Origin of the sequence: Streptomyces sp. NPDC006012 (genome assembly GCF_042871185.1) — a bacterium.
In the GTDB taxonomy this organism is placed as follows: Bacteria; Actinomycetota; Actinomycetes; order Streptomycetales; family Streptomycetaceae; genus Streptomyces.
The window spans coordinates 1-22720 of record NZ_JBIAIE010000044.1 but is presented as its reverse complement, the minus strand read 5'-3'; the positions used below and the strand labels follow the sequence as shown (position 1 = coordinate 22720).

Sequence of the window (22720 nt, the reverse complement as noted above, 5' to 3'; positions counted from 1 at the left end):
GCGCGGGCGGCGGCATCCGGAGGTCGCGGGCGGGGGCGCCCGGAGGCGGGGACCGCCGGGGGCGTGTGCCGCGTGGAGGTGTGCGCGGCTGGGGATGTGTGCCGTTCGGAGGCGCGAGGCCGGTGACGTAGGCCGTTCAGGGGCGTGCGCGGTCGAGGGCGCACGCCGCTCAGAGGCGTGCCGTCTTGAGCGCCATGTGCAGCAGCAGCCGGTCCTCGCCGTCGTCCAGGTCCAGGCCGGTGAGGCGCTCGACCCGGGACAGCCGGTAGTACAGGGTCTGGCGGTGGATGCCCAGCTGGGCGGCCGTACGGGAGGCCTGGCCCGCGCAGTCCAGGAACACCTCGGCAGTGTGGGCCAGCTCCTGGTGGGCGGGGACGAGCAGCGGGGCCACCGCCGGGTCGTGCGCCACCTCTGGGGGCAGGGCGGTCAGCAGCCGGTACGGGCCGATGCGCGCCCACTCGGCCACCGGCCCGAGCTCCGGTTCGGCCAGCGCCGCTCGGGCCGCGCCGGCCGCCTCCAGCCACGCGGCGCCCAGCCCGGCGAGCCCGGTCCGCGCGGCCGCGATCCCCGCGGCCCGCCGCCCGCCCGCCGCACCGCCCCGCTGCTTGCCGCCCCCCTGCTCCAGCAGCCGCCCCGCGGCCGACACGGCCGGTGCCGGCACGTCCACCGACCGCAGCCGGACCAGCAGCGCGAGCGCCTGCCCGGCGTCCCCGGCCGCCTCGGGGGCAGAGGCGGCGCCCTCGCCCCACGGCACCGTGCACAGCGCGGTCGCGCCCGGCACCGTACGGACCGATGGGGCGTCGTCCGGGGTCGCCGACGGCCAGGGCGCCACGCACACCATCGTGTAAGGCCCCTCCGACCGGCCGCCCAGACCGGTGCGCAGCTCCGCCACCGCCATCTCCCGCCGCCAGCCCCGCTCGGTGGTCAGCACCGCCCGCAGTTCCCGGGTCAGGTCGGCCCCGGCCTGCGCCTCGTCGGCGAGCAGCGCGCCGATCCGGGTGGTGACCGTCATCGCCGCGGCCAGTTGCCGTTCGGTCGGCCCCGGATCGTCGTCCAGGAGCCAGACGTAGCCGAGGACCACACCCCGATGGCGCACCGGCAGGCAGATGCGGCCCCGGTACACCCCGGCCTCCGGGGTGGGCGGGATGCGCACCGGCCCGGTCGCCCGGGTGATGCCGAAGCCCTCGAACCAGGTACGGACCGCCGCCGTCGAGCGCCGGGTCAGGATCGAACGGGTGCGGACCGGATCGAGGGCGGACGCGTCCAGCTCGCCCTCGCTGTCGTACGCCCCGAAGGCGATCAGCTCGAAGTCCCGGTTCTCCAGGGTCGCAGGCGCCCCCAGCAGCTCCGAGATCTCGTCCACCAGCTCCTGGTAGTCACCTTTGTAATCCGCCGTCACCCGGGCATTCTCCCGCATTTACCGGTCAACTTCATACATCTGTCTGAGAAGCGGTGAGCGGATGCGTGACAGCTGTCGATGGCTGACGATCGGATGCATCCATAAGTTTCACGGTGATTCCCCGTGCCGTACCCCGAACAGTCGGTTGACGGCATCTTTGGTGCTTTGCTGTGGAGGTGCTCCGTGCTGGGTCCCGTGATTCTCGCCGCTTCGCGCAGCGACCGGATGCGTCGCCTGATCTCCGCCGCCCCCGTGACCAGGCGGGTCGTCGACCGCTTCATCCCCGGTGAGACCGTCGACGACATCGTGCCGATCATCCGGGATCTGTCCGCCAAGGGCCTCGAACTGACGATGGACGTCGTCGGCGAGGACATCACCACCCCCGAGCAGGCCGCCGCGGCCCGCGACGCCTACCTGGACCTGATCGGCCACCTCAAGGAACTCGGGCTCGGCCCGAAGGTCGAGATGTCCGTCAAGCTCTCCATGTTCGGCCAGGCCCTGGCCGGCGGCCACGAACTCGCCCTGGAGAACGTGCGCTCCGTCGTCGAGGCCGCTGCCGAAGTCGGTACGACCGTCACGCTGGACGCCGAGGACCACACCACCCTCGACTCGATGTTCGCCATCCACGACGAGCTGCGGAAGGACTTCCCGCAGACCGGCTGCGTCATCCAGGCCTACCTCTTCCGTACCGAGGCCGACGCCCGCAGGCTCGCCGCGAGCGGCAGCCGGGTACGGCTCGTCAAGGGCGCCTACAAGGAGCCCGCCGAGGTCGCCTACCAGCAAAAACCCGAGATCGACAAGGCGTATGTGCGGATCCTGCGCACGCTGATGGACGGCACGGGGTACCCGATGATCGGGTCCCACGACCCGCGGCTGATCTCCATTGCCCAGGAGTTCGCCCGCCAGGCCGGCCGGAAGTTCGACGAGTACGAGTTCCAGATGCTCTACGGGATCCGGAGCGAGGAGCACCTGCGGCTCGCCGCCGAGGGCCACCGCATGCGCGTCTACACCGCGTACGGCACCGACTGGTACGGCTACTTCATGCGGCGCCTCGCGGAGAAGCCGGCCAACCTGCGGTTCTTCGTGCGAAGCATGATCACCAAGGGCTGAACCACACCGCTCAAGTCAAGGAGTTACGGATCTCATGGACGCTGTGACCCAGGTCCCCACCCCCGTCAACGAGCCGGTGCACGGCTACGCCCCCGGCTCGCCCGAGCGCGCCCGCCTGGAAGCCAAGCTCAAGGAACTGGCCGACAACCCGATCGACCTGCCCTGCACCATCGGCGGCGAGCGGCGGATGGGCGGCGGCGACCCCTTCCAGGTCGTTCAGCCGCACAACCACAAGGCGGTCATCGGCACGCTCCGCAATGCCACCCGGCAGGACGCCCAGGACGCCGTCGACGCGGCCCTGGCCGCCGCGCCCGCGTGGCGTGCCATGTCCTTCGACGACCGCGCCGCGATCATCCTGCGCGCTGCTGAGCTGCTGGCCGGCCCCTGGCGCGAGACCATCGCCGCCTCCACCATGCTCGGCCAGTCGAAGACCGTCCAGCAGGCCGAGATCGACAGCCCGTGCGAGCTGGTCGACTTCTGGCGGTTCAACGTCCACTACGCCCGCCAGATCCTGGCCGAGCAGCCCCCGGCCAACTCCCCGGGCGTCTGGAACCGGCTCGACCACCGGCCGCTGGAGGGCTTCGTCTACGCGATCACGCCGTTCAACTTCAGCGCCATCGCGGGCAACCTGCCCACCGCGCCCGCGCTGATGGGCAACGTGGTCGTCTGGAAGCCGTCCCCGACCCAGACCCACGCGGCGGTCCTGCTGATGCAGCTGCTGGAGGAGGCCGGTCTGCCCAAGGGCGTCATCAACCTCGTCACGGGCGACGGCATCGCCGTCTCCGAGGTCGCCCTGAACCACCGGGACCTGGCCGGAGTCCACTTCACCGGCTCGACCAAGACCTTCCAGTACCTGTGGAAGACGATCGGCGCCAACATCGAGACGTACCGCTCCTACCCGCGGCTGGTCGGCGAGACCGGCGGCAAGGACTTCGTCGTCGCCCACCCGAGCGCCGACCGCGCCATCCTGAAGACCGCGCTGACCCGCGGTGCCTTCGAGTACCAGGGCCAGAAGTGCAGCGCGACCTCCCGCGCCTACATCCCGGCGTCCATCTGGAACTCCGGTTTCAAGGAGGAGTTCGCGGCCGAGGTCGACTACCTCACCATGGGTGACGTCACCGACCTGGCGAACTTCATCGGCGCCGTGATCGACGAGCGCGCCTTCGCCAAGAACAAGGCCGCCATCGACCGCGCCAAGCAGGACCCGTCCTGCACGATCGTCGCGGGCGGCTCCTACGACGACTCGGTCGGCTACTTCGTCCGCCCCACCGTCATCGAGTGCAGCGACCCGGAGAACGAGGTCTTCCGCACCGAGTACTTCGGCCCGGTCCTCGCCGTCCACATCTACGAGGACGACCGGTACGACGAGATGCTGACGCAGATGGAGTCCGTCTCCGACTACGCCCTGACCGGCTCGGTCGTCTCCGGTGACCGCGCGGCTGCGGCGTACACGATGGAGAAGCTGCGCTACGCCGCGGGCAACTTCTACATCAACGACAAGTCGACCGGCGCCGTCGTCGGCCAGCAGCCCTTCGGCGGCGGCCGGGCCTCCGGCACCAACGACAAGGCCGGTGCCCCGCAGAACCTGCTGCGCTGGACGCTGACCCGCGCCATCAAGGAGTCGCTGATCCCGCCGACCGACTACACGTACCCCCACATGGGCTGACGAGCCCCTCGAACGCGGTCCGGGAAGTCTGAGACATCCCCACCGGGCTTCCCGGACCGGCTCCACCTATCTGCAGCATCCGCAGTTGGGCTGACGAGCCCCCCGGTACGCGGGCCGGGAAGCCTGGAACCCCCCCACCGGGCTTCCCGGACCGTTTCCACCCTTCTGAACGCGGTCCGGGAAGTCTGAGGCCTCCCCACCGGGCTTCTCGGACCGGCTCCACGTATCTGCAGCATCCGCAGTTGGGCTGACGAGCCCCCCGGTACGCGGGCCGGGAAGCCTGGAACCCCCCCACCGGGCTTCCCGGACCGTTTCCACCCTCCTGAACGCGGTCCGGGAAGTCTGAGACATCCCCACCGGGCTTCTCGGACCGGCTCCACGTATCTGCAGCATCCGCAGTTGGGCTGACGAGCCCCCCGGAACGCGGGCCGGGAAGCCTGAGACATCCCCACCAGGCTTCCCGGACCGTTCCCCCCGATACTCGGGCCGGGAAGCCCTATACCCCCCCCGCCAGGCTTCCCGGCCCGTTTCCATGCCACCGCGGGCGAGACCCGCGCTGTCGGCGAGCGAGGACGGCGCCGGCCTCCACGGGGCGCGCGGCCGGCGGCGGTGGACCGGCCGCGTCCACGCCCTCTCCCCGGACGGGTTCGTGAGCCTCGCGGACGAGGAGGGCGGCCTTTGTCCACGGCCCTCGGCCGCCGCGCCGCCCGACCCCGGGCACGAACTCCTCTTCGACTGGCAGTGACGGAGACGTGCTCTGACGCTCGGGCGTGAATCCGCAGGTCACAGCCGTATGCCCAGGTGTGCCGTCTCAGATAGTAGGAAGTCCGACTAATTGTAGAGACAGGAGCGTGCTCCTCCCTTACTTTTGTAGGAGCCGAACGTCTCGCTCGATCCAGCGAATGGCGGTCGTGAGCCGGGCCCGTGCAGGCAATCCCTGCGGCGCCGCTCCCCGCCCCTCCGGCGTCTCGCAACCCCCTTTTCCCGTACTCCAGATGCGTCCCGAAGGAGTCGATTTCCATGGCCGAGACGACCGTCCGCCGCCGAGTCCGCCACGTGTCCCGCACGAGTGAGTCCGACCGCAAGAACGCCGCCGCGGCCCTGCAGCGCGCCCTCGACCGCCGGGACAACGGCGGCGAGACCGGCCACTGAGCCCGGCCCGCACGCCCCGTACATCCCACATATCCCGTACATCCCACACGACGCGCGGTGGGTAGCCGGGCCTGGCGCCGCCGGGCCGGGCCTGCGCGTCGCCGGGCCCGCAGCCGGGAGCCGCGTCCGCAGAGGATGCGGCGCGGCCCTACTGGCTGCGCCGTACCTCGAAGTGGTCGATCCGGCTGCCGTCCTGCGCCAGCGCGGACACCGCAAGCCGTGCTCGCGGACCGGGCAGTGCCTCCACGCTCAGCAGCGAGAACCCGGTGTAGCGCACCCGTGACCACTCCACCGTCTCCGCCTCGGTGGCCCGGGACGCCGTCCAGCGGAAGCTCCGTACCGCGTCGTGCGCGGTGACGTGTCCCTCGTAGCTGTCCGCGACCCCGGACGGGAACGAGAAGAGGTTCCGGCCGCCCCCGCCCGCGGTGACGTACACGGTCCCGTCCCGGACCGGATCCGTGGACCCGCCGACCGGCACCGCCCGGCCGACCTCGCCGCCGCGCACCGCGTCGGTCCGCTCGTAGACATGGTTGTGCCCGTTGATCACCAGGTCCACCTGGTGCCGGGCGAACAGCGGCAGCCACGCGTCCCGCACCCCTCCGTCCGAGGCGTGCTTGGCGGTGGCGTAGGCGCAGTGGTGGAAGAAGACGACCACGAAGTCGACGTCCCGCGCCGCGCGCAGCGCACCGAGGGTGCGGTCCAGCCATGCCGTCTGCCGGCCGTCCGAGTGGCCGAGGTTGGCCGGGATCTCGTACGACACGTCGTTCGCGTCCAGCGCCACGAAACCGACGTTGCCGTAGGCGAAGGAGTACGCACCCGGCGTCCCGTGCGGATCGAAGCCGCTGTCCGGGAGGGAGAACCGGGCGAGCTGGCCGCCGTAGCCGTCGGGGGAGTACCACGCCTCCATGTCGTGGTTGCCGGTGGTCACCATCCACGGCACCGACCGGGCGACCGGCTCGGTCTGCTGCAGGAACAGGTCCCAGGTGCGGGGGTCGTAGCCGTCCGCCGTGCTGCCGGTGCCGGCCGCGTCCGCGTAGCAGATGTCACCCGCGTGCAGGTGGAAGGCCGGCCGCCGACGCAGCAGGACGTCGTCGTTGGCGCTCGCGCTGCGTCCCACACCCTGGTCGCCGAAGGCCGTGAAGACGAAGCGCTCCGGGGTGGCGGGCGCGGTGCGGAAGGTGGCGATGGCCGAGCGGTGGGCTGCGGCGGCGGGGTCCCAGCCGTCATGGCCCACGCCGTAGTAGTACGTCGTGCCGGGGTGCAGGCCGTCCAGGGCCGCGTGCAGGTAGTACTGCTCGACCGCCGGACGCACCCCGGCCCGGGCGGGGGTGTGCAGATCGCGCAGCTCCGCCTCGATCCGGCGGCCCAGGTCGTCGGGGCGCAGTCCGACCCGCACGAAGGGCCGGCGGACCGCGAACGGCACCTGCCAGGAGATCCGCATCCGGGTCCTGGGGTCGGCGCCGAACGCGAGGTGGCGGCCGAACGGGGCGATGGCGGCGCCCGCTACCCGGGAGGTCGCGGTGGCGGCCCCGGACGCCGGCGCGGCCGCCGGACCGGACGGTCCCGAGCAGCCCGTCAGCAGCCCGCCCGCGACCGCGCCCGCCGTCATCAGGGTGCGGCGCCGGGACAGCCGGGTCCGCAGATACTCGTGCTGTTCGGCCATGCTCATCCGGCTTGCCAGCCGTGGCGGGATGCCGAAGTCGGGGGTCTCCATGACGGAGACATGCCCAGCGGGGGCCGGCATCCACTGGGCGCGCGGGTGAACACCGGGTGGCGCACACTCCTCGTCGCCGGTCGCCGGTCGCCGGTCGCCGGTCGCCGGTCGCCGGTCGCCGGTCGCCCGTCGTTCGTCCGGACGGCCGGGCAATGTCCGAATGACGGACGTCCTATGTCATTCCATGGGACGAGGGGTAGGGTGCCCGCATGTCTCGCAGCATCAATCTCGCAGTGATCCCCGGTGACGGCATCGGCCAGGAGGTCGTGGCCGAAGGACTGAAGGTCCTGTCCGCCGTACTCCCGCAGGACGTGAAGCTGCAGACCACGGAGTACGACTTCGGCGCCCGGCGCTACCACGCCACCGGTGAGACCCTCACCGATGCCGACCTCGACGCGCTCAAGGAGCACGACGCCATCCTGCTCGGTGCGATCGGCGACCCGTCGGTCCCCTCCGGCGTCCTGGAGCGCGGCTTCCTGCTCAAGCTCCGCTTCGCCTTCGACCACCACGTCAACCTGCGTCCGTCGAAGCTGCTCCCCGGCGTCGCCACCCCGCTGGCCGGTCAGCCCGAGATCGACTTCGTCGTCGTCCGCGAGGGCACCGAGGGCCCCTACACGGGCAACGGCGGCACCATCCGCAAGGGCACCCCGCACGAGGTCGCCACCGAGGTCTCCGTGAACACCGCCTACGGGGTCGAGCGGGTGGTCCGCGACGCCTTCGCCCGCGCCCAGGCCCGCCCGCGCAAGAAGCTCACGCTGGTCCACAAGAACAACGTGCTGACCTTCGCGGGCCACCTGTGGACGAACGTCTTCAACCAGGTGGCCGAGGAGTACCCCGAGGTCACCACCGACTACATCCACGTCGACGCGGCGACCATCTTCCTGGTCACCCAGCCCGAGCGGTTCGACGTCATCGTCACCGACAACCTCTTCGGCGACATCATCACCGACCTCGCCGCGGCCGTCTCCGGCGGCATCGGCGTGGCCGCGTCCGGCAACATCAACCCGAGCGGCGCGTTCCCGTCCATGTTCGAGCCGGTCCACGGCTCGGCCCCGGACATCGCCGGCCAGGGCAAGGCCGACCCCACCGCCACCGTCCTGTCCGTCGCGCTGCTGCTGCGCCACCTCGGCCACGACGCCGAGGCGGCCCGCGTCGAGGACGCCGTCTCCGCCGACCTCGCGGAGCGCGGTACGGGCCCCGCGCGCAGCACCTCGGAGATCGGCGACGCGCTCCGCGTACGCGTAGCCGGCTGACCCCCGCCGCGCTGCACCAAGCCGCCGGGTGGCTCAGGCTCCCGGCGGCTTCCCCCTGTCCCCGCCGGGTGCCACCATCGACCTCTGGGCCGCTTTCACCCCGATTCCTTCCGTCCGGGCCCCGCGAGATAATCGAACGCGGAGCCGCGGCAGGAGGGAATGCTCGGACGTCCTAGCACTGGCCGCCGGCCATGCGGATGTGAGCGCGGCCCGACACTACAACCGGTGAAGGACTACCACTCATGACGACGCCCAAGATCGAGCTCAAGCCCTCCGCCCACCCGCTGCCCGCGGCGGAGCGGGCGGCGATCCTGGCCAACCCCGGATTCGGCCGCCACTTCACCGACCACATGGTGACGATCAGGTGGACCGAGGGCCGGGGCTGGCACGACGGCCAGCTCGTTCCGTACGCGCCGATCCCGCTCGACCCGGCCACCAACGTCCTGCACTACGCACAGGAGATCTTCGAAGGGCTCAAGGCGTACCGCCGCCCCGACGGTTCCGTGGCCACCTTCCGCCCGGACCAGAACGCCCGGCGCTTCCAGCGTTCCGCCCACCGCCTCGCGATGCCCGAACTCCCGGTCGAGACCTTCACCGAGGCCTGTGACCTGCTGGTCCGGCAGGACAAGGACTGGGTGCCCGCGCACGGTGGCGAGGAATCCCTCTACCTGCGCCCCTTCATGATCGCGACCGAGGTCGGCCTGGGTGTGAAACCGGCCAACGAGTATCTGTTCCTCACCATCGCCTCGCCGGCCGGCGCCTACTTCGCCGGGGGTCTCAAGCCGGTCTCCATCTGGGTGTCGGAGGACTGGGTCCGCGCCGTGCCGGGCGGCATGGGCGACGCCAAGACGGGCGGCAACTACGCGGCCTCCCTGCTCGCCCAGGCCGAGGCCGCGGCCAAGGGCTGCGACCAGGTCTGCTACCTCGACGCGGTCGAGCACCAGTGGGTCGAGGAACTCGGCGGCATGAACCTGTACTTCGTGTACGGCAACAAGATCGTCACGCCGCCGCTCAGCGGCTCGATCCTGGAGGGTGTCACCCGGGACAGCCTGCTGACCCTGGCCCGCGACCTCGGCTACGAGGCGGAGGAGGCCCCCGTCTCCGTCGAGCAGTGGCAGCGCGACTCGCAGGACGGCACCCTCACCGAGGTGTTCGCCTGCGGCACCGCCGCCGTCATCACCCCGGTCGGCACGGTCAAGCGCGCGGGCGCCGAATGGAAGCAGTCGGAGGGCGAGCCGGGCAAGGTGACCCTGGAACTCCGGCAGGCCCTCCTCGACGTCCAGCGCGGGATCACCGAGGACCGGCATGGGTGGATGCATCCGCTCGGCTGACGGTGCGGCTGCGCTGCGCTGGCTTGGCGGGGTATGACGGGTTGCTGTTCTTCTGCGGGTGGGGCGTGGCTGGTTGCGCAGGTGCCCGCGTCCCTTAGTGGGTGTGGCGGCGTGTCGTTCGTCCGCGGGTGGGGTGTGGCCGGTTGCGCGGTTTCCTGCGCCCCTTGGGGGCGGGGGTGGCCGGTGCGTGCGCTGGCGTGCGCCCGCGCGTGCGAACGCAATGAACACAATCCGAGTCGCCCTTGTCGCATCTGCGAACGCCCGGCACGTTACGGGCATGGGACGAGAGCAGTGGAAGAGGATCTGGGTCGGCTCGGCCGGCAACATGGTCGAGTGGTTCGACTGGTTCGTGTACGCGAGCTTCGCCACCTACTTCGCCGGGGCGTTCTTCCCGAGCGGCAACCCCACCGCCCAGCTGATGAACACCGCGGGCATCTTCGCCGTCGGGTTCTTCATGCGCCCCGTCGGCGGCTGGCTGCTGGGCCGGCTGGGTGACCGCAAGGGCCGCAAGGCCGCGCTGACCCTGACCGTCACACTGATGTCGGTGTCCGCGGTGCTCATCGCCGTCGCGCCGACCTACTCCGTCGCCGGTTACGGCGGCGCGCTCGTACTGCTCGTCGCCCGCCTGCTGCAAGGCCTGTCGGTGGGCGGCGAGTACGCGGCCAGCGCCACCTACCTCACCGAGGCGACGGACCCCGGCCGGCGCGGCTTCGCCTCCAGCTTCCAGTACGTGTCCATGACCGCCGGCCAGATCGTCGGCCTCGGCCTGCTGATCGTCCTCCAGCGCACCATGTCCGACGACGCGCTGCACAGTTACGGCTGGCGCATCCCGTTCGTGGTGGGCGCGCTCGGCGCCGCGGTCGTCTTCTACCTGCGGCGCTCCATGCTGGAGACCGAGGTGTACGCGGAGGACGCCTCGGGCGACAAGGAGCGCGGCACACTGCGCGCGCTGTGGCGGCACCGGCGGGAGGCGTTCCTGGTCGTCGCGCTGACCATGGGCGGCACGGTCGCGTACTACACGTACACCACGTACCTCACCAAGTACCTGTCGAACTCCGCGGGCCTGAGCAAGGAGACCGCCACCCTGGTCTCCTTCACCGGGCTGATCGTCTTCGCCTGCCTGCAACCCGTCGCGGGCCGTCTCTCCGACCGGATCGGCCGGCGCCCGCTGCTGGTCACCTTCGCGATCGGCTCCACCTTCCTCACCGTGCCGATCATGACGCTGCTGAAACACGCCGGAGGCTACTGGCAGGCACTCGGCCTCTCCCTGCTGGCGCTCGTCGTGGTCACCGGCTACACGTCGATCAACGCGTGCGTGAAGGCGGAACTGTTCCCGACGGGGGTGCGCGCGCTGGGCGTGGCGCTGCCCTACGCCGTCGCCAACGCCCTGTTCGGCGGTACGGCGGAATACGTCGCTCTGTGGTTCAAGAACGCGGGCGTGGAGTCCGGCTTCTACTGGTACGTGGCCGGCTGCGCCGCGGTCTCCCTGGTGGTGTACGTCACCATGCGGGAGACGAAGGACCTGGATCTGACCCGGGTGGGCGCACGTGACGCGTCCCCCGTGACGACCGCATCCTGAGACGGGCGGTGAGCAGGGGGCGGGATGTGCCAGACTGCCCCCGTGCTCTCGTTCGCCATGATTATTGGCAGCAGGCGCGCCGGTCCGCAGTGACCGCCACGTACGACCAGGTACGGGCGGCCACCGTCGTCCCCGACCCGCGCGCAGACCTCTCGCACCCGCGAGGGGTTTTTTCGTTTTCCGGGCCCACCTTCAGCCGGAGGCGCAGCGCGAGGGACTATTGGGGGAACGGTGGAACCGGACATTCCGGTAAAACCGAGATCCGATACAGGAGCCCTGAGACCATGACCGAGACGGAACCCCTCGAACTCGACGACGCGTTCCACGTCTTCGACACCACGTTGCGCGACGGCGCCCAGCGCGAGGGCATCAACCTCACCGTCGCCGACAAGCTCGCCATCGCACGGCACCTGGACGACTTCGGCGTGGGCTTCATCGAGGGCGGCTGGCCCGGGGCGAACCCCCGGGACACCGAGTTCTTCGCGCGCGCCCGGCAGGAGATCGACTTCCGGCACGCCCAGCTCGTCGCGTTCGGCTCGACCCGGCGCGCCGGTGCCAAGGCCGCCGACGACCCGCAGGTCAGGGCCCTGCTGGAGTCCGGCGCCCCGGTGATCACCCTGGTCGCCAAGGCACATGACCGGCACGTGGAACTGGCGCTGCGCACCACGCTCGACGAGAACCTGGAGATGGTCCGCGACACCGTCTCCCACCTGCGCGCACAGGGCCGCCGGGTGTTCGTCGACTGCGAGCACTTCTTCGACGGCTACCGGGCGAACCCCACGTACGCGAAGGCGGTCGTCCGGGCCGCCGCCGAGGCCGGCGCGGACGTGGTGGTGCTGTGCGACACCAACGGCGGCATGCTCCCGGCACAGGTCCAGGCCGTGGTCGCCACCGTCCTCGCGGACACCGGCGCCCGGCTCGGCATCCACGCCCAGGACGACACGGGCTGCGCGGTGGCCAACACCCTCGCGGCCGTCGACGCCGGCGCCACCCATGTGCAGTGCACGGCGAACGGCTACGGCGAGCGCGTCGGCAACGCCAACCTCTTCCCGGTGGTCGCGGCCCTGGAACTCAAGTACGGCAAGAAGGTCCTGCCCGAGGGCCGGCTGCGCGAGATGACCCGTATCTCGCACGCCATCGCCGAGGTGGTCAACCTCACCCCCGCCACCCACCAGCCCTACGTCGGGGTCTCCGCCTTCGCCCACAAGGCGGGCCTGCACGCCTCCGCGATCAAGGTCGACCCGGACCTGTACCAGCACATCGACCCCGTACAGGTCGGCAACACCATGCGCATGCTGGTCTCCGACATGGCCGGCCGCGCCTCCATCGAGCTGAAGGGCCGGGAACTCGGCATCGACCTCGGTGACGACCGCGAACTGGTCGGCCGGGTCGTCGAGCGGGTCAAGGAACGCGAGCTGAAGGGCTACACCTACGAGGCCGCGGACGCCTCGTTCGAGCTGCTGCTGCGCGGCGAGGCCGAGGGCCGGCCGCTGACGTACTTCAAGGTCGAGTCCTGGCGGGCCATCGTCGAGGACCGTCCCGACGGCACCCACGCCAACGAGGCCACGGTCAAGCTCTGGGCCAAGGGCGAGCGCATCGTCGCCACCGCGGAGGGCAACGGTCCGGTCAATGCCCTCGACCGGGCCCTGCGGGTGGCGCTGGAGAAGATCTACCCGCAGCTCGCCAAGCTGGAACTCGTCGACTACAAGGTGCGCATCCTGGAGGGCAGGCACGGTACCCAGTCCACCACCCGGGTGCTGATCGCCACCTCCGACGGCGTCGGCGAGTGGTCCACGGTGGGCGTCGCCGAGAACGTCATCGCGGCCTCCTGGCAGGCCCTGGAGGACGCGTACACCTACGGTCTGCTGCGCGCGGGCGTCGAGCCGGCGAAGTGAGCCGCCCGCCCGGTACGGGCGGTGCGGGGGACACAGCCGGGCAGGGCCTCGACGAGCCGTACGGACTCGCCGAGGCCCCCGCCCGGTCAGCGGCGGGGCCCGGCCCGTCCTACTGCAGACGCCACTTCTGGTTGGCGGCGCCCGTGCACGACCAGATCTGCGCGCGTGCCCCGTTCGCCGACGAGTTGTCCGTCACGTCGAGGCACTTGCCGGCCGCCGTGTTGCGCACGTCACCGGTCGACGCGTCGTACGACCACTGCTGGGCACCGGACCCGTTGCAGTCGTACAACTGCACCTTCGCCCCGTTCGCGGTCGAGCCCGACGTCACGTCCAGACACTTGCCCAGCGCCCGGACCGAGCCGTCGTCCGGCACCGTCCACTGCTGGGCGGTGCTGGAGTTGCAGTCGTAGAGTTGCACGGCCGTGCCGTTGGCGCTGGACGCGCCCGCCACGTCGAGGCACTTGCCGGCGAGTCCCACGAACGCCCCCGACCTGCCGCCGCTGCCGGACTGGGTACCCGACCAGGTGAAGGTCGCCGACGTCTTGCCCGGCAGTGAGTAGGTGGCGTGCTGCCCGCCCCAGTTGACGGTGATCGTCCGCGCGGCCGACGAGTCGTTGTAGGCGATCAGCGCCTTCGAACCGTCCGGGTTGCGCCAGGCCACGTTGGGTACGGCCGCGGACGCCGTCGAGGCGATCCGCTGGGCACCCGGACGGACGAACTTCGTCAGGTGCCCCATCGTGTAGTACTCGACCGTGTAGTCGACCGTGCCGCTCGCGCTGTCCCCGTCGTGGACCGTGATCAGACCGGTGCAGGTGCCGCACCCGCCGTTGTGCGGGCCCATGTTCTGGTCCACCGCCAGCGACCACTTGGTCACCGACTTCGCCCAGTTGCGCGTGTAGTCGACGATGTTGAGCATGTCCTCGCGCTGCTGGTTCGCGATCCACGTGCCGCCCGAGTGCTCGGTGCCGAACGCGTCCAGCGAGGGGTACTGGTTGTGCACGGAGGTCTGCTTGGCGACGTCACCGCCGTAGCCGTGCCAGGCGATCCCGCCGAAGTTGGGGTGGCTGCGCACCGCCGCGTCGTCCACCGTCTGGGCGGCGTAGGAGTCGTAGACGTCCCAGTTCCAGTCGTGCGCCAGCACCTTCGTGGACAGGCCCGCGGCCTGGAGCTCGGGCAGCAGTTCGTTCTTGGTGAAGTAGGCGAGACCGCTGCCGTTCCAGCTCATCGACGGATAGCCCGCGCAGCAGGTCGGCTCGTTCTGCGCCGAAACGTACCCGACGCCCACGCCCGCGTCCCGGTACGCCTGGAGGTACTTCACGAAGTACGAGGCGTACGCCCCGTAGTACTCCGACTTCAGCCAGCCCCCGTTGAGCTGCCCGCTGTCCTTCATCCAGGCGGGCGCCGTCCACGGCGAGGCCATCACCGTCAGCGACGGGTTCAACTGGAGCGCCTGCTTGGTCAGCGGGACCACGTCGGCGAGGTCGTGCGCGATCGAGAACTGCGTCAGGTTCGGGTCCGTCTGCCCGGCCGGCACGTCGTCGTACGTGTACCCGTAGCGGGCCAGGTCGGAGGCGCCCATGGGGTTGCGCAGGAACGACAGGCCGATGCCGTCCGCCGGCGAGAACAGCTTGCGCATCGTCGCGTCCCGGGTCGTCTGCGACAGCGCCCCGCTGCTGTTCATCAGCCAGGCCGCGGTGTCCGTGAAGGACGCGCCGCCGCCGGTGAAGGTCTGGTAGCGGGTGTTCTCGTCGACGGTGATGTTCTCGCCGCTGCCACCGGAGCCGGACTGGAAGGCGAACGGGGTCTGGGCCTGGAGCCCGCGCACGACATGCCGTCCGCCGGCGTCGTCGGTCGTGGTCAGCCAGGCAGTGACCGGTTCGCCCGCCGCGTGGGCCGGTGCGGTCGCCACGGTGAGGCCGGCCGTGCCGAGCAGTCCGGCCAGGAGCAGCCGGACGGCCCGCGTCGATCTCTTCATGGAGCGCCACCCTTCGGGAGGTGGGGGATGGGAGGCGTGCGAGCCGTGAGTAAATGACGGCTTCGCGGGCGCGTCAAGGGGGCGCGCGTTCACCATCTGAAGGGGCAACGGGGCCGAGAGGGACGGGAGTTGGGCTCGTACCGGATGCGACGTGAAGACTTGACGGGTCGCGGCGCGGTGGGGACGCCGCGGGCCCGCGCCCGGCGGCCGGGCGGACCGGCCGCGCCCCGGACGGCGGCTGTCGGGTGACAGGTGTCGGGCGGCACGTGTCGGACGGCTGTGCCGGGAGGTGTGCACCGGCGCACGGCCCGCTGTCCGCACGGCCTGCTGTTCGCAACGGTCCGCGACGGCCCGGCAGCGCGCCCGCCCGGCGACGAGAATTGTTCCGAATGACTGAATATGTGACGCTTCGGGTAGCTTCGAACCATGAAGGCCGTACCGAAGGCCGCGTCCACGGCCGTACGACGGACCCGAAGCCTCCCGGCAGTGCTGCTGGCCGTGCTGGCGCTCGTCGTCATGACCGCGCTCGCCCCCGGCGCCACGGCCGCCACCAGCGTCTCGACCATCGCCGCGGAACTGCGCAAGAACCCGGTGTACGTCGATCCGGCCGCCGCCGGATCGCTGTCCACGGCCGATGCGCGGGCTCTGCGCGACCGGATCGAGGGCGCCGGCAAGCCCGTCTTCATCGCGGTCCTGCCCGACGGCTTCCCCACCCAGAACCTCTTCACGAACCTGCGCACCGCGACCGGCGTCACCGGCCTGTACGCGGTCCGCCTCGGCGACCGCTTCGACGCCCGCGCCGACTCCTCGGTGTTGTCGCGCACGGCCGTGCAGAACCTGGTCAGCAGCGTCCAGGGCGAGGACGCCAGGACCCAGCTGACCGACTTCACCGACCGCGCCCTCGCCAACGTGGGTGGCAAGGCCCCCGCCTCCTGGGGCTCGTCCGGCAATCGCGGCGGGACCTCCGCCACCGCGCTGATCACCACGGCCGCCGTCCTGGTGGCCGGCGGCGTGGGCGCGTACGCCCTGGTGCGGCACAGCCGCAGGCGCCGCGAGGAGGAGCAGCGGGCCGCCCTGGAGCGGCTGCGGGTGGTGGTGGACGAGGACATCACCGCCTTCGGCGAGGAACTCGACCGGCTGGACTTCCACCCGGCCGAGGCCGGGTCCGACGACGCCATGCGCGCGGACTACGAACGGGCGCTGGACGCCTATGACCAGGCGAAACAGCACATGGCGGCGGCCCGCAGACCGGAGGACGTCCGCGCCGTCACCGAGGCGCTGGCGGAGGGCCGGTTCGATCTGGCGCAACTCTCCGCCCGCCGCGCGGGCCGGCCGCTTCCCGAGCGCCGCCCGCCCTGCTTCTTCGATCCCCGCCACGGCCCCTCGGTCGCCGACGCGACCTGGACTCCGCCCGGTGGCAGCGCCCGCGAGGTACCGGTCTGCGCGGCCGACGCCACCCGGCTGGCGGACGGCCGCGACCCGCAGACGCGCGAGGTCGACACCGATCACGGCCGCCGCCCCTACTGGGACGCGGGTCCGGCCTATGGCCCCTGGGCGGGCGGCTACTTCGGCGGCGGCCTGCTGCCCGGGCTGCTCGTCGGCACGCTCCTCGGCAGCGCGATGGCCGCTCCCACGTACGCGGCCGACTACGGCACCGGGTACGGCGACTTCGGCGCAGCCGGCTACCAGGGCGGGGACGTGTCGGGGGCCGACTTCGACCCCGGCGACTACGGGGGCGGATTCGGGGACTTCGACGGAGGCGGCGGGGACTACGGCGGGGGAGGGGATTTCGGGGGCGGGTCCTGAGCGGACGTGGCCGGACAGACGTGACCGGGCGCGCTCAGGTGGCACGCCCGGTCAGAGGGTCGGTAGCGGGTTTCCGATGGCCGGCCGCGGGGCGCCGTGACCGGCCGCCGGACGGAGGCGGCCGTCGCTCGGAGACGGCCGTCGCTCGGCACCGACGGCTCAGGCGTTCTTGACCGCCGAGATGTCGAAGTTCAGCTTGATCTTGTCGGAGACCAGGACGCCGCCCGTCTCCAGGGCCGCGTTCCAGGTCAGACCCCAGTCGGAGCGCAGGATCTCCGCCTTGCCCTCGAAGCCGACGCGCTCGTTGCCGAAGGGGTCCTGGACGGCGCCGTTGAATTCGAGGTCGATGACCAGCGGCCTGGTGGTGCCGAGGATGGTCAGGTCGCCGGTGATGCGGTAGTCGTCCCCGCCCAGCGCCTCGGCCTTGGTGGAGCGGAAGGTCATCGTCGGGAACTCGTCGGTCTTGAAGAAGTCGGCCGACTTCAGGTGGGTGTCGCGGTCGGCGTTGCCGGTCTCGACGCTGGCCAGCACGACGTCGATCGAGGCGGTCGACTTGGCGGGGTCGGTTCCGTCGAGGTGCAGCGTGCCGGAGAACTCCTGGAAGCTGCCCCGGACGTTGGTGACCATCGCGTGCCGGGCCGAGAAGCCGATCGCGGTGTGCGCCGGGTCGATGCTGTAGTCGCCGGTGACCGCGGCCAGCTCGGGGTTCACCGTGGCACCGCCCGCGGTCTTGCCGTCGGCGTTCTGTCGACCGAAGAGGCCCATCTCATGCTCCTTGGAGGCGTGGGAATCCGTTGATGTTGAAGTTTCAATGAGTGCCTTACGGCGACTGTAGACCCATACGTTTCAATATTCAACATCTCCTGCGGGTGCGTCGCTCCTTTTACGGTGCGTCACATGGTTCCCCAGCGCATCACGGGGTGGTAGACCGCAAGGGCATGACTGCGGACAGCACTCCCACGCGTCGCGTGTTTCTGGCCGGAGCCCTCGCCGCGGCGGCCGCGGCGACCGGCTCGCCAGCGGAAGCAGGAACCGGCGGCGACCCGGCCCCTGGCCCCGCCGCCGGCCCGGACGGCCGGAGTTACGGCGCCCCCGACGTCTACGAGGGCCTGCGCCGACGCTGGCTGGACATCGCCCTCGGCACCGGCTACGACCCGGCCGCCGAACCCTACGCCTCCCGGCTCGCCGCGACCGGCGAACTGGCCCGCTCCTTCCGCGCCGGCCTGGCGCCCACCCCCACCTGCCTGTGGCCGGACCACCCCTTCGACCCGCCCGCGGGCATCACCCAGAGTTACAGCCGTCTGTGGACGATGGCCCAGGCATACGTCCAGGACGGCACCGGATCCGCCGGTGACCCGGGCCTCCTCGCGGACGTCCTGCGCGGACTCGACCATCTCTCCGGCACCGTCTACAACCCCGCCACCACCCGCTACGGCAACTGGTGGGAATGGCAGATCGGCAGCCCCCGCCTGCTCCTGGACATCACGGCCGCCCTCCACGACCACCTGGGGGAGGCCAGGATCGCCGCCGCCTGCGCGGCCGTCGACCACTTCATCCCGGACACCCTGCTCGCCGACTACTCCGGCACCTCCACCGGGGCCAACCGCGTCGACCTGTGCCGCTCGGTCGCCCTGCGCGGCGTCCTCGGCCGCTCCGGCGACCGCCTCGCGCTCGCCCGGGACGCGCTCTCACCCGTCTTCCCGCACGTCACGCAGGGGGACGGCCTGTACGCCGACGGCTCCTACGTCCAGCACACCTGGGTGGCCTACTCGGGGACGTACGGCCAGGTGCTCCTGGACGGTCTCGGGCGGCTGTTCGCGCTGCTGGCCGGCTCCGCCTGGGAGGTGACCGACCCGGCCCGGCAGAACGTCCTCGACAGCGTCGAACGCGCCTACGCGCCGCTGATCCACGACGGGCTGATGATGGACGGCGTCAACGGGCGGGCCATCAGCCGGGGTTACCTCAAGGACGACGACCTGCACGTCATGCGCAGCGACCACTTCCACGGGCAGCAGATCGTCGCGGCCGTGGCGCTGCTCGCGGCGGGGGCGGACGCCGCGGCGCGGGACCGCTGGTACGGGCTGGTCAAGGGCTGGATCGAACGGGACACCGTCACCCCGCTCCTGACGGCACCCCAGTTCGGCACCGCGGAGCTGGCGCGTTTGCACGCCGTCGCCGGCTCGCCGGTGCCCGCCGCGCCCGAACCCGTCGGCCACCGCCTCTTCGCGGCCATGGACCGGGCCGTGCACCGCCGGCCCCGCTTCACGGCGTCCCTCTCCATGGCCAGCGACCGGATCACGCACTACGAGTGCGGCAACGGCGAGAACCCGCGGGGCTGGCACACGGGCGCCGGAATGCTCTACTGGTGGGCCGGCGGCACGGACGGACGGGCGAACCGGAGCGATCAGTACACCGACTGGTTCTGGCCGACGGTCGACTGGTACCGGCTGCCCGGCACGACCGTCTCCACCCGGCCCCTCGCCGACCGGGCCGGCGGCGAATGGGGCGCCTCCAGACCTGATGTGCGCTGGGTCGGGGGCGTCACGGACGGCGAGTACGCCGCGATCGGACAGCACCTGAAGGGCCTCGGGTCGACCCTGCGGGCCCGCAAGTCGTGGTTCTTCCTCGACGACGAGGTGATCTGCCTGGGCGCGGGGATCAGCTGCGCCGACGGCGTCCCGGTCGAGACCGTCGTGGACAACCGGAACCTAGGGGAGCACGGCACGCAGGTCTTCGTACGCGGGCGCCACTGGGCCCATCTGGAGGGCCACGGTGGCTGGATCCTGCCGTACGGCGGCGCGCTGCGCACCCTGCGCGAGGACCGCACCGGGGCCTGGTCGGACATCAACGGCACGAGCACCACCGAACGGCGCACCCGGCGCTGGCAGACCCTCTGGCTGGAGCACGGCACCGACCCGGTGGACGCCGGTTACGCCTACGTCCTGCTGCCCGGCGCGAGCCTGCGCGAGGTCGTCGCCCGCGCCGCCGGTCCGCGCCGGCTGTCCGTGCTCGCCAACGACGCCCGGTGCCAGGCGGTCCGGGTGCCCGCCCTGGGGCTGACCGCGGCCAACTTCTGGCAGGCGGGCTCGGCGGGCCCGCTGACCGCCTCGGCGGGCGCGAGCGTGCTGGTCCGGGTGCACGGCCGGACCGCTAAGCTCTGCGTGAGCGAGCCGCCGCGCACGGGTGAGCCGCTGGAGATCGTCTGGGACCACCCGGTGCGGTCGGTCCTGCGGGCCGACGACACCGTGGAGGTGCTCGCCGCGGACGGCCGTTTGAGGCTCCGTGTCACTCCGGGGATGGCATGTGCCGGGCGCGAATGTGAGGTGGCGCTCCGGTGACGTCTTTGTGGCATCTCCACAACGGACACGGCCTCTGAGCAGTCGGAACGGCTGCATCACCGTGAGGATCTGTTCAGGGGTACCAGGAAAACGGGTCGGAGACTGTACGGAGTCGACGGCTCGCTTTCCTCGGTGTCCTTCGTAAGGTCACTACATGACCGTTTTGGAAGAGACGACGGGTGACACGGCCGACGAGGCCGTGGGCGAGGCGGGCGGCGAACCGACGGACGCGCGCGGGCGGGTCGCCGAGCTGCACGTCATCCGTGCGCAGGCGCTGGCGGGTCCCAGCGAGAAGGCGACCGAGGCGCAGCACGCCAAGGGCAAGCTGACCGCCCGGGAGCGGATCGAGCTGCTGCTGGACGCGGGGTCCTTCCAGGAGGTCGAGCAACTGCGCCGGCACCGGGCGTCCGGCTTCGGCCTGGAGGCCAAGAAGCCCTACACGGACGGTGTGATCACCGGCTGGGGCACGGTGGACGGCCGTACGGTCTTCGTCTACGCCCACGACTTCCGGATCTTCGGCGGGGCGCTCGGCGAGGCGCACGCCACGAAGATCCACAAGATCATGGACATGGCCATCGCGGCCGGTGCCCCGCTGATCTCCCTCAACGACGGCGCCGGCGCCCGCATCCAGGAAGGCGTCTCGGCGCTGGCCGGCTACGGCGGCATCTTCCAGCGCAACACCAAGGCCTCCGGGGTCATCCCGCAGATCAGCGTGATGCTCGGCCCGTGTGCGGGCGGCGCGGCCTACTCGCCGGCGCTCACCGACTTCGTCTTCATGGTCCGCGACACCTCGCAGATGTTCATCACCGGTCCTGACGTGGTCAAGGCGGTCACCGGTGAGGAGATCACGCAGAACGGCCTCGGCGGCGCGGACGTGCACGCGGAGACCTCCGGCGTGTGCCACTTCGCCTACGACGACGAGGAGACCTGCATCGCGGAGGTGCGCTACCTCCTGTCGATGCTGCCGCAGAACAACCGGGAGAACCCGCCGCGGGCCGAGTCGGCCGACCCGGTCGACCGGCGCAGTGACGCCCTGCTCGACCTGGTCCCGGCGGACGGCAACCGGCCCTACGACATGGCCAAGGTCATCGAGGAGATCGTCGACGACGGCGACTACCTGGAGGTCCACGAGCGCTGGGCGCGCAACATCATCTGCGCGCTGGCCCGCATCGACGGACAGGTCGTCGGCATCGTCGCCAACCAGCCGCAGGTGCTGGCGGGCGTCCTGGACATCGAGGCGAGCGAAAAAGCTGCACGCTTTGTCCAGATGTGTGACGCTTTTAACGTTCCGATCGTCACCTTCCTGGACGTCCCGGGGTTCCTCCCCGGCGTCGACCAGGAGCACGGCGGGATCATCCGCCACGGCGCGAAACTCCTCTACGCCTACTGCAACGCGACCGTACCGAGGATCTCGCTGATCCTCCGCAAGGCGTACGGCGGCGCCTACATCGTGATGGACAGCCAGTCCATCGGCGCGGACCTCACGTACGCGTGGCCCACCAACGAGATCGCCGTGATGGGCGCCGACGGCGCGGCCAACGTCATCTTCCGGCGGCAGATCGCCGGGGCCGACGACCCCGAGGCGATGCGGCAGAAGATGGTCAAGGAATACAAGGCCGAGCTGATGCACCCGTACTACGCCGCCGAGCGCGGCCTGGTCGACGACGTCATCGACCCGGCCCAGACCCGCGAGGTGCTGGCCAGGTCGCTGGCCATGCTGCACACCAAGCACGCCGACCTGCCCTCGCGCAAGCACGGCAACCCCCCGCAGTAACCCGGTGGATCCGCGGTGACCCACGTGCCCGGCCCGCGGGAACCTCTCTCACGGAGACTGACACATGAACGATCCCGACATCCGCGTCGAGAAGGGCCACGCCGAGCCCGAGGAGGTCGCCGCGATAACGGCGCTCCTGCTGGCCCGGGCCGCCGCCCGTAGCTCCGAGCCGGTCCCGGCGCACCGTGGCCGCGCCAAGGCGGGCTGGCGCCGCCTGGAGCGCGAGCCCGGCTTCCGGGCACCGCACAGCTGGCACGGCTAGACCGCGCCGTCTTCCTATTTCTCGGTGCTGTCGGAGTTCAGAGACCGGCTGGCCGGGGCCGACCGGGGGGCGCCGGGTCATGGACGGGGTGCTGACCGCAGCCCGCGGGAAAGGGCTGCTCAAGAGCGCAGGCCGAGCCCGCACCGACTCATCGCACGTACTGTCGTCGGCCCGTGAGCTGTGCTGGCTGGAGCAGGCGGCCGAGTCATTGCGTGCGGCGCTGAACGCGCTCGCCCAGGCCGCTCCGGACTGGCTGACCGATATCGCGGAGCCGGACTGGTTCCGGCACTATGCGACCAGAACCGAGGACTCCAGATTCCCCGGAGCCCGGGTGAAGCGGGAGGAGGTGGGGACACGGATCGGCCGGGACGGGACACGCCTGCTGGAAGCGGTCTTCGCCGCTGATGCCCCCGCAGCACTGCGCGCGCTCGACGAGGTGGAGATCCTGCGCCGGGTCTGGGTCCAG

At 71.2% G+C, this 22720-nt stretch carries 16 protein-coding genes and 1 pseudogene; 13 read left to right on the top strand and 4 right to left on the bottom strand.

The genetic code is table 11. From position 1 onward, the window contains the following. Positions 1-169: 169 nt before the first annotated feature. Positions 170-1417: a PucR family transcriptional regulator gene (locus ACFYPJ_RS37635; protein WP_389026399.1), complete on the bottom strand. Its 1248-nt coding sequence runs from the start codon at positions 1415-1417 to the stop codon at positions 170-172. Positions 1418-1582: 165 nt separating this feature from the next. Between ACFYPJ_RS37635 and ACFYPJ_RS37630 the strand changes: the two genes are divergently transcribed. From ACFYPJ_RS37630 to ACFYPJ_RS37615, 4 genes are all read left to right on the top strand, one after another. Then, positions 1583-2509, top strand: coding sequence for a proline dehydrogenase family protein (locus ACFYPJ_RS37630; RefSeq protein WP_389026398.1), 927 nt, complete (start codon positions 1583-1585; stop codon positions 2507-2509). 34 nt (positions 2510-2543) lie between these two features. Beyond that, positions 2544-4175 carry an L-glutamate gamma-semialdehyde dehydrogenase gene (pruA, locus tag ACFYPJ_RS37625; RefSeq protein WP_389026396.1) on the top strand — a complete coding sequence of 544 codons (1632 nt, stop codon included), beginning with the start codon at positions 2544-2546 and terminating at the stop codon, positions 4173-4175. 532 nt (positions 4176-4707) lie between these two features. Next, complete coding sequence (locus ACFYPJ_RS37620; protein ID WP_389026394.1) at positions 4708-4920, top strand: hypothetical protein; 213 nt, start codon at positions 4708-4710, stop codon at positions 4918-4920. Between the two features lie 275 nt (positions 4921-5195). Further along, positions 5196-5327, top strand: a complete 132-nt coding sequence (locus tag ACFYPJ_RS37615) for a hypothetical protein (RefSeq protein WP_015493350.1) — start codon at positions 5196-5198, stop codon at positions 5325-5327. 148 nt (positions 5328-5475) lie between these two features. On the opposite strand, the gene ACFYPJ_RS37610 is transcribed toward ACFYPJ_RS37615, so the two are convergent. Beyond that, on the bottom strand, positions 5476-7041 hold the full coding sequence (locus tag ACFYPJ_RS37610) for a purple acid phosphatase family protein (RefSeq protein WP_389026391.1): 1566 nt from the start codon (positions 7039-7041) through the stop codon (positions 5476-5478). A 209-nt stretch (positions 7042-7250) separates the two neighbouring features. Here ACFYPJ_RS37610 and ACFYPJ_RS37605 point away from each other — a divergent pair, with 209 nt between their 5' ends. The 4 genes from ACFYPJ_RS37605 to cimA all read left to right on the top strand — a co-directional run bounded on the left by ACFYPJ_RS37605 (position 7251) and on the right by cimA (position 13099). Further along, complete coding sequence (locus tag ACFYPJ_RS37605) at positions 7251-8294, top strand: 3-isopropylmalate dehydrogenase (protein WP_389026389.1); 1044 nt, start codon at positions 7251-7253, stop codon at positions 8292-8294. 242 nt (positions 8295-8536) lie between these two features. Further along, complete coding sequence (locus ACFYPJ_RS37600) at positions 8537-9625, top strand: branched-chain amino acid aminotransferase (RefSeq protein ID WP_389026387.1); 1089 nt, start codon at positions 8537-8539, stop codon at positions 9623-9625. Positions 9626-9902: 277 nt separating this feature from the next. Continuing rightward, the gene (locus ACFYPJ_RS37595) at positions 9903-11204 is read left to right on the top strand and encodes an MFS transporter (RefSeq protein ID WP_389026385.1); all 1302 of its coding nucleotides are present in this window, start codon (positions 9903-9905) and stop codon (positions 11202-11204) included. A 284-nt stretch (positions 11205-11488) separates the two neighbouring features. Then, positions 11489-13099: a citramalate synthase gene (gene cimA / locus ACFYPJ_RS37590; RefSeq protein WP_389026384.1), complete on the top strand. Its 1611-nt coding sequence runs from the start codon at positions 11489-11491 to the stop codon at positions 13097-13099. A 109-nt stretch (positions 13100-13208) separates the two neighbouring features. On the opposite strand, the gene ACFYPJ_RS37585 is transcribed toward cimA, so the two are convergent. Beyond that, positions 13209-15074, bottom strand: coding sequence for a ricin-type beta-trefoil lectin domain protein (locus ACFYPJ_RS37585; RefSeq protein ID WP_389026382.1), 1866 nt, complete (start codon positions 15072-15074; stop codon positions 13209-13211). Between the two features lie 426 nt (positions 15075-15500). On the opposite strand from ACFYPJ_RS37585, the gene ACFYPJ_RS37580 reads away from it, so the two are divergent. After that, positions 15501-16880, top strand: a complete 1380-nt coding sequence (locus ACFYPJ_RS37580; protein WP_389026380.1) for a hypothetical protein — start codon at positions 15501-15503, stop codon at positions 16878-16880. Between the two features lie 159 nt (positions 16881-17039). On the opposite strand, the gene ACFYPJ_RS37575 is transcribed toward ACFYPJ_RS37580, so the two are convergent. Next, positions 17040-17645: a YceI family protein gene (locus ACFYPJ_RS37575; protein ID WP_389026378.1), complete on the bottom strand. Its 606-nt coding sequence runs from the start codon at positions 17643-17645 to the stop codon at positions 17040-17042. Positions 17646-17818: 173 nt separating this feature from the next. Here ACFYPJ_RS37575 and ACFYPJ_RS37570 point away from each other — a divergent pair, with 173 nt between their 5' ends. From ACFYPJ_RS37570 to ACFYPJ_RS37555, 4 genes and pseudogenes are all read left to right on the top strand, one after another. Next, positions 17819-20218, top strand: coding sequence for a polysaccharide lyase 8 family protein (locus ACFYPJ_RS37570; RefSeq protein ID WP_389026376.1), 2400 nt, complete (start codon positions 17819-17821; stop codon positions 20216-20218). A 154-nt stretch (positions 20219-20372) separates the two neighbouring features. Further along, the gene (locus ACFYPJ_RS37565) at positions 20373-21992 is read left to right on the top strand and encodes an acyl-CoA carboxylase subunit beta (RefSeq protein WP_389026374.1); all 1620 of its coding nucleotides are present in this window, start codon (positions 20373-20375) and stop codon (positions 21990-21992) included. Between the two features lie 64 nt (positions 21993-22056). Further along, complete coding sequence (locus ACFYPJ_RS37560) at positions 22057-22254, top strand: acyl-CoA carboxylase epsilon subunit (RefSeq protein ID WP_389026372.1); 198 nt, start codon at positions 22057-22059, stop codon at positions 22252-22254. A gap of 6 nt (positions 22255-22260) precedes the next feature. Further along, positions 22261-22720 (top strand): annotated as a pseudogene (locus ACFYPJ_RS37555) (IS5/IS1182 family transposase); the annotation flags it as partial.

Bases quoted from the DNA above. Each gene is read 5' to 3' on its own strand.
- ACFYPJ_RS37635 (WP_389026399.1), bottom strand. From the start codon at position 1,417: ATGCGGGAGAATGCCCGGGTGACGGCGGATTACAAAGGTGACTACCAG.
- pruA (WP_389026396.1), top strand. From the start codon at position 2,544: ATGGACGCTGTGACCCAGGTCCCCACCCCCGTCAACGAGCCGGTGCAC.
- ACFYPJ_RS37620 (WP_389026394.1), top strand. From the start codon at position 4,708: ATGCCACCGCGGGCGAGACCCGCGCTGTCGGCGAGCGAGGACGGCGCC.
- ACFYPJ_RS37615 (WP_015493350.1), top strand. From the start codon at position 5,196: ATGGCCGAGACGACCGTCCGCCGCCGAGTCCGCCACGTGTCCCGCACG.
- ACFYPJ_RS37610 (WP_389026391.1), bottom strand. From the start codon at position 7,041: ATGGAGACCCCCGACTTCGGCATCCCGCCACGGCTGGCAAGCCGGATG.
- ACFYPJ_RS37605 (WP_389026389.1), top strand. From the start codon at position 7,251: ATGTCTCGCAGCATCAATCTCGCAGTGATCCCCGGTGACGGCATCGGC.
- ACFYPJ_RS37600 (WP_389026387.1), top strand. From the start codon at position 8,537: ATGACGACGCCCAAGATCGAGCTCAAGCCCTCCGCCCACCCGCTGCCC.
- ACFYPJ_RS37595 (WP_389026385.1), top strand. From the start codon at position 9,903: ATGGGACGAGAGCAGTGGAAGAGGATCTGGGTCGGCTCGGCCGGCAAC.
- cimA (WP_389026384.1), top strand. From the start codon at position 11,489: ATGACCGAGACGGAACCCCTCGAACTCGACGACGCGTTCCACGTCTTC.
- ACFYPJ_RS37585 (WP_389026382.1), bottom strand. From the start codon at position 15,074: ATGAAGAGATCGACGCGGGCCGTCCGGCTGCTCCTGGCCGGACTGCTC.
- ACFYPJ_RS37580 (WP_389026380.1), top strand. From the start codon at position 15,501: ATGAAGGCCGTACCGAAGGCCGCGTCCACGGCCGTACGACGGACCCGA.
- ACFYPJ_RS37575 (WP_389026378.1), bottom strand. From the start codon at position 17,645: ATGGGCCTCTTCGGTCGACAGAACGCCGACGGCAAGACCGCGGGCGGT.
- ACFYPJ_RS37570 (WP_389026376.1), top strand. From the start codon at position 17,819: ATGACTGCGGACAGCACTCCCACGCGTCGCGTGTTTCTGGCCGGAGCC.
- ACFYPJ_RS37565 (WP_389026374.1), top strand. From the start codon at position 20,373: ATGACCGTTTTGGAAGAGACGACGGGTGACACGGCCGACGAGGCCGTG.
- ACFYPJ_RS37560 (WP_389026372.1), top strand. From the start codon at position 22,057: ATGAACGATCCCGACATCCGCGTCGAGAAGGGCCACGCCGAGCCCGAG.